General features: G+C 63.2%; 17 protein-coding genes and 1 pseudogene. 6 read left to right on the forward strand and 12 right to left on the reverse strand.

The annotated features are described in order from the left end of the window. Positions 1 to 103 precede the first annotated feature (103 nt). Positions 104 to 736, forward strand: a complete 633-nt coding sequence (locus DB30_RS13995; protein ID WP_146658822.1) for a hypothetical protein — start codon at positions 104 to 106, stop codon at positions 734 to 736. On the opposite strand, the gene DB30_RS42260 is transcribed toward DB30_RS13995, so the two are convergent. From DB30_RS42260 to DB30_RS14010, 4 genes and pseudogenes are all read right to left on the reverse strand, one after another. Further along, entirely contained in the window at positions 717 to 872 is a 156-nt protein-coding gene (locus DB30_RS42260; protein ID WP_240480227.1) for a hypothetical protein, read from the reverse strand. The genes DB30_RS13995 and DB30_RS42260 overlap by 20 nt on opposite strands. 26 nt (positions 873 to 898) lie before the next feature. Further along, a pseudogene (locus DB30_RS43095) lies at positions 899 to 1117 on the reverse strand (hypothetical protein); the annotation flags it as partial. Positions 1118 to 1223: 106 nt separating this feature from the next. Continuing rightward, positions 1224 to 4322: a DEAD/DEAH box helicase gene (locus DB30_RS14005; protein ID WP_146658824.1), complete on the reverse strand. Its 3099-nt coding sequence runs from the start codon at positions 4320 to 4322 to the stop codon at positions 1224 to 1226. After that, positions 4319 to 5137 (reverse strand): hypothetical protein, encoded by an 819-nt coding sequence (locus DB30_RS14010; protein ID WP_052548943.1) that lies wholly within the window; start codon positions 5135 to 5137, stop codon positions 4319 to 4321. The genes DB30_RS14005 and DB30_RS14010 overlap by 4 nt, the downstream gene beginning before the upstream one ends. A gap of 822 nt (positions 5138 to 5959) precedes the next feature. Here DB30_RS14010 and DB30_RS14015 point away from each other — a divergent pair. Then, positions 5960 to 6166: a helix-turn-helix domain-containing protein gene (locus DB30_RS14015; RefSeq protein ID WP_052548947.1), complete on the forward strand. Its 207-nt coding sequence runs from the start codon at positions 5960 to 5962 to the stop codon at positions 6164 to 6166. A 3-nt stretch (positions 6167 to 6169) separates the two neighbouring features. Here DB30_RS14015 and DB30_RS14020 read toward each other — a convergent pair whose 3' ends face one another. Continuing rightward, positions 6170 to 6487 (reverse strand): helix-turn-helix domain-containing protein, encoded by a 318-nt coding sequence (locus tag DB30_RS14020; RefSeq protein WP_052548949.1) that lies wholly within the window; start codon positions 6485 to 6487, stop codon positions 6170 to 6172. Positions 6488 to 6606: 119 nt separating this feature from the next. Between DB30_RS14020 and DB30_RS14025 the strand changes: the two genes are divergently transcribed. After that, positions 6607 to 7158, forward strand: a complete 552-nt coding sequence (locus tag DB30_RS14025; RefSeq protein WP_052548950.1) for a hypothetical protein — start codon at positions 6607 to 6609, stop codon at positions 7156 to 7158. 130 nt (positions 7159 to 7288) lie between these two features. Beyond that, entirely contained in the window at positions 7289 to 7954 is a 666-nt protein-coding gene (locus DB30_RS14030; protein WP_146658830.1) for a tyrosine-type recombinase/integrase, read from the forward strand. 34 nt (positions 7955 to 7988) lie between these two features. Here DB30_RS14030 and DB30_RS14035 read toward each other — a convergent pair whose 3' ends face one another. Together DB30_RS14035 and DB30_RS14040 are read right to left on the reverse strand one after the other, a co-directional pair. Next, on the reverse strand, positions 7989 to 8879 hold the full coding sequence (locus DB30_RS14035) for a patatin-like phospholipase family protein (protein ID WP_052548953.1): 891 nt from the start codon (positions 8877 to 8879) through the stop codon (positions 7989 to 7991). A gap of 18 nt (positions 8880 to 8897) precedes the next feature. Then, positions 8898 to 10301, reverse strand: a complete 1404-nt coding sequence (locus DB30_RS14040) for a cytochrome P450 (RefSeq protein WP_052548954.1) — start codon at positions 10299 to 10301, stop codon at positions 8898 to 8900. A 136-nt stretch (positions 10302 to 10437) separates the two neighbouring features. On the opposite strand from DB30_RS14040, the gene DB30_RS14045 reads away from it, so the two are divergent. Beyond that, positions 10438 to 11241 (forward strand): BtpA family protein, encoded by an 804-nt coding sequence (locus tag DB30_RS14045; protein WP_205632978.1) that lies wholly within the window; start codon positions 10438 to 10440, stop codon positions 11239 to 11241. A gap of 67 nt (positions 11242 to 11308) precedes the next feature. Continuing rightward, complete coding sequence (locus DB30_RS14050; protein WP_146658832.1) at positions 11309 to 11650, forward strand: hypothetical protein; 342 nt, start codon at positions 11309 to 11311, stop codon at positions 11648 to 11650. A gap of 153 nt (positions 11651 to 11803) precedes the next feature. On the opposite strand, the gene DB30_RS14055 is transcribed toward DB30_RS14050, so the two are convergent. The 5 genes from DB30_RS14055 to DB30_RS14075 all read right to left on the reverse strand — a co-directional run bounded on the left by DB30_RS14055 (position 11804) and on the right by DB30_RS14075 (position 16002). Beyond that, positions 11804 to 12469 (reverse strand): hypothetical protein, encoded by a 666-nt coding sequence (locus tag DB30_RS14055; protein ID WP_052548960.1) that lies wholly within the window; start codon positions 12467 to 12469, stop codon positions 11804 to 11806. Between the two features lie 79 nt (positions 12470 to 12548). Further along, on the reverse strand, positions 12549 to 13106 hold the full coding sequence (locus tag DB30_RS14060; protein WP_052548962.1) for an ERG2 family protein: 558 nt from the start codon (positions 13104 to 13106) through the stop codon (positions 12549 to 12551). Positions 13107 to 13151: 45 nt separating this feature from the next. After that, positions 13152 to 13712, reverse strand: a complete 561-nt coding sequence (locus DB30_RS14065; RefSeq protein ID WP_052548967.1) for a TetR/AcrR family transcriptional regulator — start codon at positions 13710 to 13712, stop codon at positions 13152 to 13154. Between the two features lie 33 nt (positions 13713 to 13745). After that, complete coding sequence (locus DB30_RS14070; protein ID WP_146658834.1) at positions 13746 to 15206, reverse strand: GH3 auxin-responsive promoter family protein; 1461 nt, start codon at positions 15204 to 15206, stop codon at positions 13746 to 13748. Between the two features lie 25 nt (positions 15207 to 15231). Then, on the reverse strand, positions 15232 to 16002 hold the full coding sequence (locus DB30_RS14075; protein ID WP_146658836.1) for a hypothetical protein: 771 nt from the start codon (positions 16000 to 16002) through the stop codon (positions 15232 to 15234). Positions 16003 to 16046 lie beyond the last annotated feature (44 nt).

A 16046-nucleotide genomic window follows, 5' to 3' on the forward strand; every position in this document is an offset into this window, starting at 1 on the left:
CCCGCACCGGCAAAAGTAAATGTCGCTGACCGGCAAATTTAATTGACGTCGAACATGCCAATATCAACGGAGCCCGATCGCCCCCTACGAGTGCAACTGGCGAATGGCCTGGGCTGGCAATGTCACGCTTTACGACACCGACGGCGTCGCCCGTCGCAGCCTACGTTACGGTCTCGACGCTGGAGGCGACGTCGAGCAAATCGTGGCGCGCATGGTCGACGAGGTCGTCAGCCTGGTCGAGGGTCGGCGTGACATCCCTGTTGCAAGCATCCAAGACGGCGCCGCCGAACTCGATATATTGCCTCATGCTTTGCGCGAGCGGCTCCCCGAAGGTGTCCCTCGCTGGCAACTGGTGGACTTTCACCACGCCGTCGGATACCTCGACGCTGTCATCGCCGCCCGCGACGACGGCGACCCCCACGACATGCGTGGCATGTACCGCCTCTGGCTGCTGGATGAAGATGACGGTGCAGAGCGAGTCGTTCGACATCTACGCCGTGAGGCTGCCAAGTCCGACCTCGAGCCGGCAGTCGCCACGGCGACCAACGCAGCGCTGACCTACTTTGAGAAGAGGAGGCCGCTGATGAGCTACAAAGCGGCGCGCGAGGAAGGAATGCCGATCGGCAGCGGCGCGACAGAGTCAACGTGTGCACTGCATCAACTACGCGTTAAACATCCCGGCTCACAGTGGAAAGTGCCGGGTCTGCGCGGCGTGATCACTGCGCGAGGGCTTTGACGCTGCGCAGATCGGGCGCGTCATCGCAACCGAGTTCGTCGAGCGAGCGGCCGTGACGTTCGAGCACACGGCCGAGTCGCTCGTGGGTCCACCTCGCAACCTCGGTGACCTCTTGGCTGGTGGGGGCGCCGAGCAAGTGGAAACGCAGCTCTTCGCAGCTCGCACTCGTCGTCCCTCACGGTACACGCCGTCGAGTACGAGGCAATGAAAGTGCAGGTTGAGCCGCAGCGAGGAGTCGGCGCGCTGGATGAAGGTGACCGCACCGAACCGCGCGTCCTCGACCGAGCGCAGGCCAAGTTGCGCCTTCGCTCGGCGAGCGGCATAATCCGAAGTTCTACCTAATGCCTCATGACATGATTGTGGGTTTTCGTTAGGAGTCAGGGCAGACCCGCTAAGCTAGGATGTGCCTTTTGACGGGCATATCGCTGCTGGAAGTATGCTGGGGAGGCATCTGGAGCGACAGCCCGTTTTCAGGAGGCGAGAGTTATCAGCTCTCCCTCTGCGATGCTCTCTCCTGGAGTTCATACAAGCGCTCTGCAATCACCCTTGGAGAGTCTACAAATTCAACTGCACGACCTAGACGCGTGTAGATATCCCGCTCTGAAAATCGAGATGTGCCGTTGAGAATCCGACTGACATCCCTAGGTATCGCCCCACAGACAACAAGTGCATCATCCCGATACCACCCCCCTTGAAAATCGCTCCCAAGAAGCCGCAATGCCAAACCCGGGGGAGAACCAAACCAGGCATATTCTGCCCACTTCTGCAAACGCTCCGTCAAAGACCCAGGCGTATTCCCTGGATATACATCACTGACCCACGCCGAGAGTGAAAGGAAAAACCATGCGCAAGTCGGTGCCAGAACCCCTTCAAGAATAGAATGCATGTAGACACGATGGTTGTTCGTTTTTTTTGAAATCTCCACTATAGTTGATCCATGAATCCACTGACTCATAAAAAATGTCGCCTGTTTGGCGCTCCTAATGCCGACGCGTTCAAGCTGTTCCCAAGACCCCGTCCGCGAGAGCATATCCAGCAACACCCCCAGCGCATCGTACGCTCCGTCTGTTTTTGGAGACAAAGGCAGCGTGCGATCAAGCACACCCAACTGCCCACTATCTTCACCATCCCGACGAGTCTTGATTGCATCCGAGGGGGAGAAACCGGACTCATACACAGCCACCCCCATCGGTGTTACTCCGACAGTATCATCAAAATCATCAACGAGTCCCCACTGCCTCAACCTCCCAACAGATTCAGTCACTTTTTGATGCACAACAGGCCCACCATCATCACTAAGAGTCACTCGTGCCACAAGCAAACTTTCCGCATCCGAGCGGAGGGGGCTTTCCTCAGCCACAACGGCCAACACCGCACCATCTAGGGCATCTTCCACACCAGCCCCTCCCTCGCCTTCCACTGGACTACGAAGCGACTCGATATCCTCTGACGAAACGCGACGCAGTTTCTGCACCTGCTCCAATGTCGTTGCCTTGCTTGCAACCAGGATGACCTCTCCCTCTTCTGTCATAAATGGTCGCCCAGCACGCCCTTTCAGATTCAAGAAAAAACCCGTATCAAACATCTCACCGTTAAAATCACATTTTGGTATTATCAGCCTCCGCAGAGGCATATTTACTCCCTCAGCAAGCGTACTCGTGGCTACTAAAATTGCAGCACCTTTTTTCAAGATGGCTTTCTCAACCAACCTCCTACCACGTAACGGAAGCCCCCCCCAGTGTGCAACCACCCCTTTCCGAGCGGCATCCACAAGCGGGTGCTGCCCCCACAGCCTCCGGAGCCCCTCCACAAGGGCCAGGTTTTCTTCATCATTTATCCAACCGGGCCGTTCCTCCAGCAGTTCGGCGATCGATACTGCCTTATCTATTGGGGGGCAACTGGACTCCCCATCCACAAAACGCCAGCGCGCAGAAGTGGCAAAAACCATCGTCGCACCTTCATCAACCAAACTAACCGCCAGCATCTCGGAGGCACGCCCGTGCTGGTTCCATGCCCACTTCTTCTTAGGAGGAGGCGGTGCAGCAACAGTCTCACTCGTCCCGTCGTCGTAGTCGATTCGCCAAATCGGACTATTTCGCTGGCCGCTGTAGTCAAACACACCGCACCGTGTAAAGATAGACGGGGTGTCCGACCGAAAGGTCCTTACCGCCGCAGATTCGGCGGACAGCCATGTCGAAATCCGACTAATATCCTCCGGCCGGACAATAGCACTTGCAAGGTGCACCGATGCCGATTTCGAAACTTGATTATTCCTGATCCTCGCAACTGTATTCAAGAGACGAAGCCCCCGGGCGCCTTTGCCGATATTGTGGAATTCGTCAACCACAACCGCACCAATCTGAGCACGGAGGTCTCGGTGCCTCATCACCATATCCATTTTTTCCGGCGTAACAACAATTATATCGTATTCGCGAAGCGCCTCTTCCGCATTTAGCAGAATGTCTCCAGTAAGCTGACATACCGAGGCCCTCAGGCTCTCCAGGTTCTTCAGAATCCGCCTAATCTCAAGCATCTTCTCTCGGGCCAGTGCCCGACTCGGAACCACAAAGAATGCCCGCTTGGACTTCCTCGTTCCCGCCATTGTCCAATCATGTAGGTGTCGCGTAATTATAATCTCGGCCAACAAGCTTTTTCCTGCCCCCGTCGGCATCGAGATGACATTATACGTATCTGTTGAGCAGACCTTGAAGTTGCGAATGCCCTCCCATTGTTTCGGAAAGAGAAAGAACTTACCTTGCTCTACAAGCATCCTCACCACCTCCTTCCCGAAATCACTGTCTTCGTCAATTCCCAATGCCCGGGGGAGCCTCCATACGGAGTTGGCTGTTAACCATTCGAGATTAGACACAATGCGCTCAATGATGTAAGACAGTTCGCCTCCTCCTAGGATGTCGAGAGCACTCGACACATTATTGAGAGACTCGCAGACATCCGAGATCGCAAGCGTGTCACCATATACGAAGTATCGACTCAACATTTTGAGGACGGTGTGCGTTCGCGCCGTCAACACCTCAACGAAATCAGACATTTGACTCAGATCATACTGCTCCTGGTCGCCAAAATCCGCCATCCCCTCCAAACTTTGGGAGTCGGGGCGACCTGCATTTACGAGGATTCCGAATGCCGCCCTGAAAATGCTCGCCAGTTCCCCCTCGCATTCGCTAGACAGCGGCCACATAAGACCAGCAACAGTAGATGATATCGCCTGATATTGAGACATTAAGAACGACAATGAGGCATCAACCCTGTCCTGGAGTTCTCGCACTTGGCCGGGGTCCATCCCAACCTTAGCCTCAAGACGTGCAGCCCTCAGATACAACTGACCGGCTGCGATCGACAGTTCCTGATGAGTGTTTAGCGCATCACCACTGCTTTCCCAGAGGCCGTGTTTTGCTGCCTCTGCTGCGACACTGTGTGCGTGAGCCACCTTTCGTATTTCGGCGATTGCGCGGAGTCTCTCTGTGACGTCCACCTCCGTGTTTACCGCCACATCCCAGTGGGGCCGAACCACATTGAATGGCACGTAGTTCTGGTACTCAGCAGAGGGGGGGAATATTGAACTCACAGTTCGTCCTCATCGTACGATTCAAGATGAACAATCACACCTCGAACATTATCAATGTCATGGACATCGATGTCTACAAACGCCGTGGGAAATCTGACGGTTCCTTTGTTGGAGTCGCCAGACGGATGGCTCAGGTCATCGATCTTGAGTTTTTCCAATTGGCCATCGTAGTCATAGCGAGAGCCCCTGCGGGGATGAACGACCGTCCCCACACGGATAAAAACCTCATCGGAGACCAGCTTTTCCACCATGTCTGAGGTAAATTTTAGATCCGACACATCCCCCTTCTTCATCGCCTTCTTCAGTGCAAAAATCGCGGCCCGCCGGCTCTGCCCATCATCAATGTTCAGCCTAAACCTTGGCAATAGAAGATCTAGGCTCATGCCCTCTCGCGCCTTTGCGGCAATCGTGGGGACATTGCTAGCATCCCGCGTTGCTTTCGACTCAACGCTCAACACTTTCATGGATTGCAGGCATACGCCCGCCACATCATTCCCCCGATGCACATCAAATGGGCGGATAGGCCAGGATAAGCCAAACAGAAAGACGCCATACTCATGACTCAGGACGAATGAACTCACAATTTCACCGATCTGGCCTGTGACATCATTTTCAGTCCTTGTTTTCAGGAGCATGTGAACTGCTTGCTCGACACTCGCCTTATATAAGGGAAGATTAACCTGACGCAAGATGCCTTTCACCACGGCCTCAATATTCCGCCTCCTTTTCAGATAGAAGTCAGACAGCGCGTCGATATCATGGTCAGTCATGACCACATATTTGGCAGCATAAAGAACCGTGGCTGTTTCCGACATCCATGGTGATCGAGAACCACCTTTAGCCTTAGACATACAATCACCCCGTCCCCAAGATGCACAGGCGACGATTTTGACTCCCGACCAGGGATCGGCTATCGAGTTCCGCTCGCACAGTTGTCATGATACCACACTAACGATCGTAGCGAAACGCCGACCGGCCCATGGGCTTGCCGCCAAAGGACAAGAACGAACCGTGCGGTTCCATTTGTTCAGTCCTTGGCCCAACCAATACCTGCCGCCAATATGCGTTCATGGCGCAGTTTGTCCACGGTAGCGCTTCACACACGCACCCAGCGTCGCCCGTGGCTTCGCAGCCTGGCGCACAGACCCCGCGTTCGCGATGATCTGCCCGACCAAGTCAGCCTCCATCCGGTCCCAGCTGTCGAGTTGGACCATGTACACGTCCCGCACCCTAGGCCGCTCGATCCTGTTGTCTCCATCGATGGCCCCCCGCTCGATCGGCACCATGGAAGGACATGCGATGGGCGGTCGGGGTTGCGTGAACGTCGCGCCGCTCATTTCGGCGTGTTGATCGGCAGGCGAAGTGGGCCCGGGCGGGGTCGGGTGGCGAACAGGGCCCCAACCACAAGGGGAGGGCGGCCGGAAGCAAAGCCGAGTTCGGGCAGGCCCTGGGTGCCGCCCCCGACGGCCCGGACTCGGTCAAGGCGTCGAGGCTGCTCTCGGGCACCGGACCCTGGCCTGACCAGCGCGATGCCAACGGTCAGACTATCGTTGACGACGTGCCAGAGCCCTGGATGTGGGTCGTTGCGGAGGTGTTGTACCTTCGGCCACGTCGGGAACCCACTAGCGCACGAAGTCGTGACCGAGAACCTCCGTCGGTTGACCAAGGCCAAGGGAATCCCGCTGACGGTCGTCGCTGACCGCGCTGAGATCGATCGCCGGCAGCTCTTCGCCATGATGGCCGGTGAGTACGACGCCGACCTCGACTGGCTCAACAAGCTCGCCGATGCTCTCGAGGTCGACGTCACCGAGCTGTTCGTCGACCACACGTGGCCGGGTCACTGACGATCAGCGGTTGGCCGCGGCGTGGACGAAGAGGGTGCCCATCATGGCGCACGCGAGACGCTTCTCTGTCTCGGGTAGCCGGCGGAGTATCACCGCGAGGTCGTCGGCTTCGTCGTAGCTGTCGACCATCAGCTGGGTGGTCGTCAAATCCAGACCCTTCGCCAGCTTGTTGATGGTGTCGAGGGATGCGTTGAAGCTCGCGTACTCGACTCGACGAATTGTGTCCGCGGCGAGACCCGACGCTTCCGCAAGGGCCTCCTGCGTCAACTTCCGGCGAGCCCGGAGTTCACGGACCCTCGCAGCGAACTCGACCTTGGTCACGAGCTCGACCGCCGCGGTGGAGGGGGAGAACGGGGAGAACGGTGGTGCATGATGACCTCGCGTGTATGCAGGTGCGGAGCGGGTAGCAGACCGCCCCGCTACTACTCGAGCTCGAAGCGGTGCTCAACGAACAGTTCCCCGACTCGTGGCCACCCGATGACGCGGTCGTCGACGCGATAACCCAAGAGGATCAGATCGTGGTCGCGGTCGAGAGCGAGCCGGTCGCCAACTACACCGAGACCCGGCAAGAGCTGATCTCGGCGAAGGTGCTCAGCGTCGAGAAGACGGTGGTCCGGGCTCGAATCCTTGCGCCGGTCGTGTTTTCCGAGCACCACGGCGCCCACGCGGGCCACGGGTTCAGGGTTGGCGATCTGATCGAGGTGCCGCGGTCGAAGGTCCTGCTCGCGGCCAGGTCCGTCGAGCCGAAGCGGGAGGGCTACGGATCGGAGGGCAAGCCCGAGCAGACCTTCGAGCCGAGCAACTTGACCAAGGAGTGGTACGTGGACCGCGAGATGGTCAGGATGATCAAGATCGGCGACAGCGGCCTGCTCGAGCAGATCATGTTCAGCGAGGACAGCATGCGAGGCGTCGTGACTGTGCGCGCTCTCGACAATGATCCCAAGCTGGGCAACGTCTTTGTCGGTCGCTGGGAGTTCAGCATCGATCCGTAGCCGAGCCAGCTGCTCGAACTAGTAGCTGGAACATGACGATCGGCGCTCGCGTCCGAGGTCGCCCATCCGGTAAGATGGGCGTGCCTAACGGAAGCTCGCGCGCCGTGTCGTTGAAGGGAAGCCAACAACGATGAGCGTGAAAATCAGGCCCTACCGCAAGGGGGGCTACGAAGTCGACATCATGATCCGCCTGGCCAACGGCAAGACCTACCGAGAACGGCGCAAGTCGCCGTACTCGAGCAAGTCCGCGTCGCTGCGCTGGGGCAGGGAGCGAGAGCGCCACCTGCTGGTTCATGGCACGACGCCGGCCGGCCAAACCACGGCCGGCACCGAAGAGAAGGAGGTACCAACGATGGCCGAGTTCGCCGACCGCTACACGCCCATGACCAAGCGGCTCGCATCGGTACTCGGCGAGCTGAAGCAAGCGAAGCGGTCGCTGGTGTTCACACGGAACGCCAACGAGCCGATTAGCCCGTGCAACGGGCGAACCTTGCTCGGCCAAGCGCTCGATGGTGCGGAGCTGCGACAGCACGGCCCGCATTCGCTTCGACACACGTTCTGCAGTCACCTCGCCATGCGCGGGGCGGCGGCGCGGGTGATCCAGCAGCTCGCTGGCCACTCGTCGCTGATCACCACGCAGCGCTACATGCATCTGTCACCCGGCGCGACCGAGGCGGCGATCGCCTTGCTCGAAAGCCCGCCACCGCGGCGGGCGAACGCTCGTCCCCGCGTCGGGGTCGCCGGCGTTGGAGACATGCTGGAGACGGCTTCTCACCGTCCCCCGCACACCCCATAATTTCAATCACTTATCCTCAGAATCCGAGGGGCTGCTAGCCCGTCCGCGCATGCCCGGCCGCGTCGACAAACGCCCGCACGCGATCCCGCAGCGCCACCCCATCCCGACCACCAAGCTCGATCGCCGCGATCACCCGCTCAGGCGACGTATAATCCCAAACCCGCACCGGCAAAGGCGCCCGCGCGGCCAGGTACAGCACCATCGCCCCATCCACCCACTGCACAGGCCGCTCCGGCACCCGCACGTGGTGACTGACCAAACACAGCACCTTCGACCCCTCCGCCCGCGCGGCCTGGGGCAGCGCACGGATCGGCACATTATCAATCAACCCACCATCCAAATACCGCCGCCCCGCCTTGCGCTGGATCGGCGTGATCGGTGGAATCGTCGACGACATCAACGTCCAATCCAGCAGCTGCTGCACGTCCATCGCTTCGTGCGAGCACACCACCTCCACGCCGACCCCAGGCGGCAGCTGGGTGGGCCCATGCAACACGCCGCGGCGGCGGCGATCCGCGAACGCCCGCACCGCGCTCCAGCTGGTCGACACAAACGGATACCCGGCCTGCACGTAGCTCAACAGTATGTGAACCGGGGCGCCCGCGCGGACCCGATCAAAGCCGCGGTCGCGGAGCACGAAGCGGACCGCGTCGCGGTAGATCTCGTCATGCGGAAACGGTCGTTGGCGCCGCAGCGCCCGATCCAGATGGAAGTTCCGCGGGTTGGCGGCGACGCTGTCCAAGAACCGACGAAAGGTGTCCTCGAACCGCCCCGAGACCTGGGTCAGGGCAAACGCCGCGCCCGCGCTCGCGCCCGCCCAGTGATCGATCGGCGGCAGCGACTCCGCGATCGTTCGCAGCACACCGTTGGCCCAGAACGCCTTGCAGCCGCCCCCAGAGAGCACGATCGAGAAGCGACCGGACATGGCGTGATGATAGAGGGTCTAGGCCGCCGCCGTCACGCGTTTGCGCGACCGCCGACGATAGCGAAGCCGGCAGGGGTGCCGCGGCCCAACCAGCAAGCGCGAGTAGTCGGGCGCGTAGCTCTCTTCGACCGGCTCGAAGTCGAAGTTGCGCAGCAAATGGCTCCACAGCGCGCGCAGCTGCAACTGGGCAAACATGATGCCCATGCAGCGATGCCGGCCGGCGCCAAACGGGATCCACGCCATCGGGTTCTTCTTGTCCTCGTTGCGGGGATCCATGAACCGCGTCGGATCAAAGCGCTCGGGCTCCGGGAACACCTCGGGCATGTAGTGCGAGACCGTGGGCGAGGCGAAGATCATGCTGCCGTGGGGGATGTCGTAGCCGCCAAAGCTGAAGTCGTTCACGACCTTGCGCATCATGACGATGATCGGCGGGTACATGCGCAGCACCTCTTTGATCGTGGCGTCGAGCTTGGGCATCGCGCGCAGATCCTCGAGCGTGAGCTCGTCGCGATCACCGAGCAGCGCCCGCTGCTCGGCGCGCAGCTCGGCGACCCACTCGGGGTGCTGGGCCAGCAGGATCCCCGTCCACGAGAAGGTCACCCCGCTGGTGTGATGGCCGGCGAACATGATCGTGAGCAGCAGCCCGCTGATCTCGTTCTCGCTGAGCTTGCGGCCGTCTTTGTAGCTGGCGTCCATCAGGCTCTGCAGCATGTCTTCGCCGACGGTGCCGCGGCTGCGACGATCTTCAACGATCTTGCTGATCAGCTGGACCATGCGTGCGCGGGCCTTGTCGCGCTTGCGAAACGCTGGGGTGGGCAGGTTGGGGGCCATGAACGCGAGCGCGCTCAGGCCCGCCTCCATGTCGGCGTAGAGCTTGGCGAACTCACCCGAGAGCTGCTGGCGAAACTCATAGCCAAGCAGCGAGCGGCTCGAGGTGTAGATCGTGAGCTCGTTGCCAACCTCGTACATGTCAACCAGGCCAAAGTCGTCCCAGCTCGAGAAGTAGTCGACGGCCTCATCGATGAAGCCCTGCGCGTAGGTTCGCATCTGGGCCTCGCGCAGCGCTTCGTGGAAGAAGCCCAGCTGCTCTTTCATGATCGGCGGCGGCGCGTCGTAGGCGATGCCCTTGCCGAAGATCGGCGTCATGAGCCGGTAGGCCTCGGCCTGGCTGACGTCGTCGTCGCTGACCCGAAAGAACTTCTCTTGGGCCTTGGCGCCGGTCATCACGATCGCGTCTGTGCCCGGCATCGCCACGGTGCACAGGTCGCCATGCAGCCGGCGGGCCCGGGTCATGAGCGTGATCGGATCGTTGCGAAACTCGAGGGCGTGACCCAGCAGCGGCAGCCCACCTTCAAGGCGCGGCGGCAGCTTCGCTGAGGGGGTGCTGGGCTTGCTCGGGGCAGAAAAGATCGTACGGCGCATGGCGAGGTGCTGCGGGAGGGCTGCTCCTGGCTGGGACCTTAGCGGCGCGATGCCACCCGCAACAGCGACGGGGCCAAGCCTGTGGCGAAGATCACCACGCTGGACGGGGGCCGGAAGAACTGGCTAGCTTCGGATCGTGCACCTGCGCGGACTGATCGGCGTTGTTCACCTGCCTGCCTTGCCAGGGGATCCGGCCTATCGAGCGGGCGGGTTCGAGGGCGCCTACGCGCGGGCCTGGGCCGACGCAGAGGCGCTCGTCTCTGGCGGCGTGGTTGGGTTGATCGTCGAAAACTTTGGCTCCGCGCCGTTTGTCAAGGGCAGCGCCGGGGATCGCACGCCGCCGCAGCAGGCGGCCGCGCTGGCCTTGGTGTGTGCGCGCAGCAAGCAGCTCGGGGTCCCGGTCGGGGTCAACTGTCTGCGCAACGACGCCCACACGGCCCTGGGGATCGCCGCCGCGTGTGGGCTGGATTTCATCCGGGTCAACGTGCACACGGGCGCGTATGTGACCGACCAAGGCCTGATCGAAGGCGAGGCCGCGAGCACGCTGCGGCAGCGCGAGCTGCTGGGGGCGCGCGCGGTGCAGATCTGGGCGGACGTGCTGGTCAAGCACGCGACCCCGCTCGCCCCGCTCGAGCCCGAGACGGCGACCCACGACTGCATCGACCGGGGCCTAGCTGACGCGGTGATCGTGACGGGTGCAGCAACGGGGGCGCCCGTTGACCCCGCCTTGCTCGAGCGCGTGCGTGGGGCGGCCTCGGGCCGGCCCGTGGTGATTGGTTCGGGTCTGGGTCCCAAGAATGCGCAAGCGTTGCTGCCTCACGCCGACGCTGCGATCGTTGGAACCCATTTCAAGCGGGGGGGCGTGGTCCGCGAGCCCGTGGACCCCAAGCGCGTGCGAGACATGGTCGAGCGCTGCAGTGACTTGTTCGCGTCTGCGTGAGGTGTTTCTCAGGCCAGATCTGGTTGATTGGGGATGGTCGGAGGCCTCGGGTGAGCTAAAGTGCCGCGTGGCTTTCGAGTACGAACGCGCAGCGGCGCTCCGGATCCTCCAGGGCATCGAACAGGGCATCCTGTCGACTGCCGACTCGTACACCCTGGTCGAAGCGGCCGACCCAACGCTGGTCTACTTGATCATCACGTGGCTGCGCACCCGCTATCGCTCGGACCCAGCGGCGGAGGGCGTGATCGGGCGGCTCGTCGAGCTGTGCGAGGCGTACCCGGCGGTCACGGAGATGGTGAAGCAGGGCAAGGAAGACTCGGTCGTGGAGTGGTTCGAGGACGGCTACTCGTACCGGGCGCTCGAGGCTGAGGAGTTCGTCGATCTGATCGTGGACAAGCTCGAGAGCTGAGCCGAGCTGGGCGGCCTACTCGGGATCGAGCCGAAGCGAGGCCCCCACATACACGAGCGCCCCCAAGCCGGCGCACGTCAGCGCCACGGGCGGTGACCCACCCGGTTGGCCACCATCCACCCATGAATTGCTCCGCCCCCGTGAGCAGGTGGACTAGAACAGGGTCAGGTACTCGAGCTTCTTGGCGCAGCTTGGGCCAAGCTTCCCGGTGTTGGCGTCGGTGTTCTCGATCCCGCCCTCGGCGTCCAGCATCACGCAGCCGGCCTGCTCTTCTTGGCAGTGCGGCAGGCCAAAGGTGTGGCCGATCTCGTGGACCGACGTGGTCGCGAGGCGGAACCGGACGTGCTCGCGGTTCTTGGGTCGACGCGACAGCCGCTTGCTCGACACGACCGCGCTCTGACCCGGCGAGCGGCCGAGCCCAAAGATGCCCCAGTCTTCATGGGGCTCGCTGGTGGTCGAGATGTCGACTTCGGTCAGGCCGAGCAGCTTGACCGAAGGATCGATCCCCGCGTCCGCGGCGTAGCTGTCGAGGAAGTCGAGCAGGGCGTCGGCGCGGTAGCGCTTGCGGGGCGGGTAGTAGGCCGCCTCGGGTAGTTCAACGGGCGCGTGGACCTCGACCTCGACCGCGAGCTCGGTCTCGAGCGCCTGTTCGACCGCGACGAGCAGGTCGTCCGGGAAGCTGCGCAGCGGCACCAAGATGACCTTGGCCCGAGCTCCGGGCAAGGGCGTTGCTTCGGCCTCGGACGCAGCAGCGTGGGTCGTGGCGGGCTCGGTCTGCTCGACGGCTGGCTGACCGCAGCCGAGCGCAACGAGCAACATCGACAGAAAACTCGAGCAGATGAAGCGGCGGGGGGCGAGCACATGATCCTCACCCGAGACAGCGGCGCTGCCCCGGCCCTCAGATCTTGCCCTGCATCAGCTCTTTGATCGAGCTGGCGCCGTACTTGCTCAGCGTGCGCCCAAACGTGCGCCAGTCCAGGGTCCCGAACATCGTGTCGGCCAGCCCAAACGGCAACATCGCGGGGATGAAGCCGCGGGCGTACTCCAGCGCGAAGCAGCGATCCGGCATGCGGTAGCCCTGCGCCACGCCCTTCGGGAGCACGTGCAGGTCTCCGGGTCGGTAGATCTCCTTGACCGGCGAGGTCTCGGAGTAGGCCCACTGCTCGCCCTCGAGGATGAAGAAGTAGTCCTCGGCCCAGAACCTGCCGGTGTGTCCCTCGGTCCCGATCGGCGAACCAAAGATGATCACGTACTCGGTGATCGAGGCGTGCAGCACCGTCATCATGCCCATCGCGCCGCCGGCGTTGTTGAGCACCCACTCGCGATCGTCACGGATGTGGCCGGGGTACTCGCGCTCGAGCTGCTCGGCGATCTGGTCGACCATGACCTCGAGTGGTTGGTCGAGCGCGTCTTTGGCGATGCGGGCGAGGACGTCGGGCTCGAAGATGAAGCTCATCGCGGCATGGGTCGCACATTCGCGTGCGCCGCGAGTTGCGGCGGATCACACGGCGGTCACGCCGTGCAAGATCAGGTCGAGGATGGCGTCGATCGTCTGTTCGGGGGGATCCGGTCGGTCTTCGTTGGGGCGTGGCTCGCCAGTGAGCTGCGCGACGGCGGCCACGAGCAGGCGCCGGACCAGGCTTGGATCGAGGCCGCGGCGGAATTGGCCCTGCCGGATCCCCGAGCGGATCACGCGTTCGAGCGCCGCGGCGCCGCGGCGTTGAAACGCGGCGACGAGCTCCGCGAGCGCGGGCGTGGCCTCGAGGTCGCGGAAAAATCCAGGACGCGCCTCGCCGTCGGCCTGCCAGATCAGCGCGATGCACTCTCGCAGCTGCGCTGGTGGGTCGGCCGGGCGCCGCCGGCTCACGCGCTCGATCGCACCCGCCAAGCGCTCGAGCCGACGCGCGAGCGCCTCTTGGGCGATCGCTTCTTTGGTCAAAAATTGTTCGTAGAGCGTGCGCTTGCTGATCCCAGCCGCGCGCGCCAGCTCGTCGACGCGAAACGCCTTGTAGCCGTACTTCAACAGCTGCGACTCGGCGTGGTCCAGAATCTGATCCCGCAAGCGTTGGGCTCCTCTCAGTCGACCACTTTCAGCTCACGCCATCTGGACGACCGGACGCGCGACCGAGCCCCACAGCGCTCGGATCCGCCGCTCACGGGTCTTGCGAGCGGTCCCCGACCTGGCGATGACGACCCGCGGCTCCCACAGCTCGTCCGCGGTCCGAAGCCAGTCGTAGGCACCCGAGCGCCGACGCAGATCCAGGTCGATCCGCTCGGAGACTCGCATGGGGAAGGCGGGCACCGCTTGGCCTTGGACCTCGAGCCGGACGACCAGCGCGCGCGGCTTGGGGCCCCGCCGACGCGACCCCGCTCGGCTCGCGCCCAGCTCGGTGTCGGTGAAGGGATCCAGCCCGGTCCGCGAGGCGCGGCCCGACACATCCAGCGCGTCGGGATCGGCGGCGATCTCGGCGGCGATCAACGCCGGATCTTCGGGCAAGAACGCCTGGCGCACGCTCGCCGTCAACCACGCGCCGGTCAGCGTGACCCCCTCGAGCGCGGCGTCGGCCGGCGGCGTCGGCAGTCGCACGACCCGGGGACACGGCAAGGAGTGCGATCCGGTCGCGCCCGGCTCATCCGACGCCGCAGCCTCGATCAGCCCAGGGTTGCTAAACCCGACCACGCGCACGTGCAGCCCGCTGCGGAGCCGCAAGAACCCCAGGGGTGAGCTCAGCACCAGCTCGTAGCGCTCGCCAAGGATCGCGGCCTCCGGCAGGACCGTGCGCTCGGTTAGCTGTTGGCGGCGATCATTCTCGGGATCGCCGTGGGGCAGCAGCTCGATCAAGCTGCTGCGGACCGCCAGCGTGAACGCGTCGTGTGGCGAGCGTCGAGCCGGAAGCCCCACGCGCCCGGCCCCGTGCAGCCACCCCGCGTTGATCACCGGCAGCCGGCTGCGCACGCGCTCGTCGAGGTCGTGCTCGGCCATCAACCACCGCAGCTGCGGGAGCTTGCGCTCGAGCGGGGCGCGAAGGAGCTGCTCGAGCCACCCGCAGGTCGCAAGGCTGGGCACCAACATCATGTCCGCACGAAACCGACGCAGATCCTCGATCAGGCGCTCGGGATCTGTGGGCATCGTGTTGATGCGCATGATCTCGACCGCGTCGCCCAGCGTGCGCAGGTCATCGAGGCGCATGCGCTCGACCAATAGATCGTCGGCCGCCGCGTGGAGCACGGCGATCCGGCGCGGCCGCGTGCTGCCAAGTTGTTCGACCCACGCCGCGCGCACGGCCGCTCGCTCGACGCTGGCGGCGCTGAGCGTCTCGCCGTCAAACTCGTCGAGCCCAAACCCGAGCCGGGCGGTGACGCGCTCGGCGTGGGTGACCGGGTCCAGCAGCGGCACCGAGGCCCGAAAGTCCTCGAAGCTATTGAGGCGCAGCAGGCCAAACTCGCGGCCGGCCTCGGTGTCGCCGAGCGCCTGGATCGTCGTCGTCAAGCGCTCGCGCCGGGCCCGATCACGGATCTCCCGGCGCAAGGCGGCCGCCCCTCGGACCCCGCTCACGAGTAGATGACCCTCACAGGCATCACTATTCAACTTCGCGCCGAACGTCGCGGAAGAACAACCCGTACTGGTGCCCGCCGGAGTGGACGCGCAGCCACGCGTCGAGGCTGGGTTGCGTGCGGGGATCCGCGACCCGCGACAGCGCCTCGCGGATGCTGGTGTAGACCCCCGGAGGTGAGAGCGTGGCCTCGATCACGGGGATCAGCTCTGGCGCAGACTTGACGATGCCCTGGCCGAGCTGGAACCAGCGGTCGTTTGAGAATTCGATCGCGCCTTCGGAGTGGTCCCCGGCGAGACGCGCGAGCGCGCCGTAGTCCCCGAGCTCCAGCAGCTTGCGCATGTGCGGCTCGATCAGCGAGTAGACCTCGGGACGGATGGCGATGATCTCGTGGGTTGACTCGCTCCACAGCCAGTCGTCGTCTTCTTCGACGACGACCAGCCCGACCAGGCCCATGCCCTGCGGCAGCGCGTCGACGAGCTCGGCCAGCCCGAAGCTGATCGGTGCCCACGCTCGTTGTCGCTCGGGATCGCGCAGCAGCTCGACGAACTCGGGCAGCTCGTCGGGCGATACCGCCATTCGAGTGCGGCGCTCGCCGAGATCGATGACCTGATACGAGAGCTCCTCGGTCGCCTCGAACAGCACCCGCCACTCTCCGCTGAGCAGCTCGATCTGCAGGTCGTGGTCCCCGAGCAGATAGCCCAGCTGCTCGAGGGTCGCGCTGGCCAGGCCCTCGAGGATCTGGGCCTCGAGCTCACGGTACACCTCCGAAGGGAGCTGAAAGGCGTGGCAGCGCACGAGCGGCAGGCTACCGCACTCTGACCGCTGGCGTCTGGTCCTGA

Origin of the sequence: Enhygromyxa salina, assembly GCF_000737335.2 — a bacterium.
GTDB classification, from domain to species: domain Bacteria; phylum Myxococcota_A; class Polyangia; order Nannocystales; family Nannocystaceae; genus Plesiocystis; species Plesiocystis salina_C.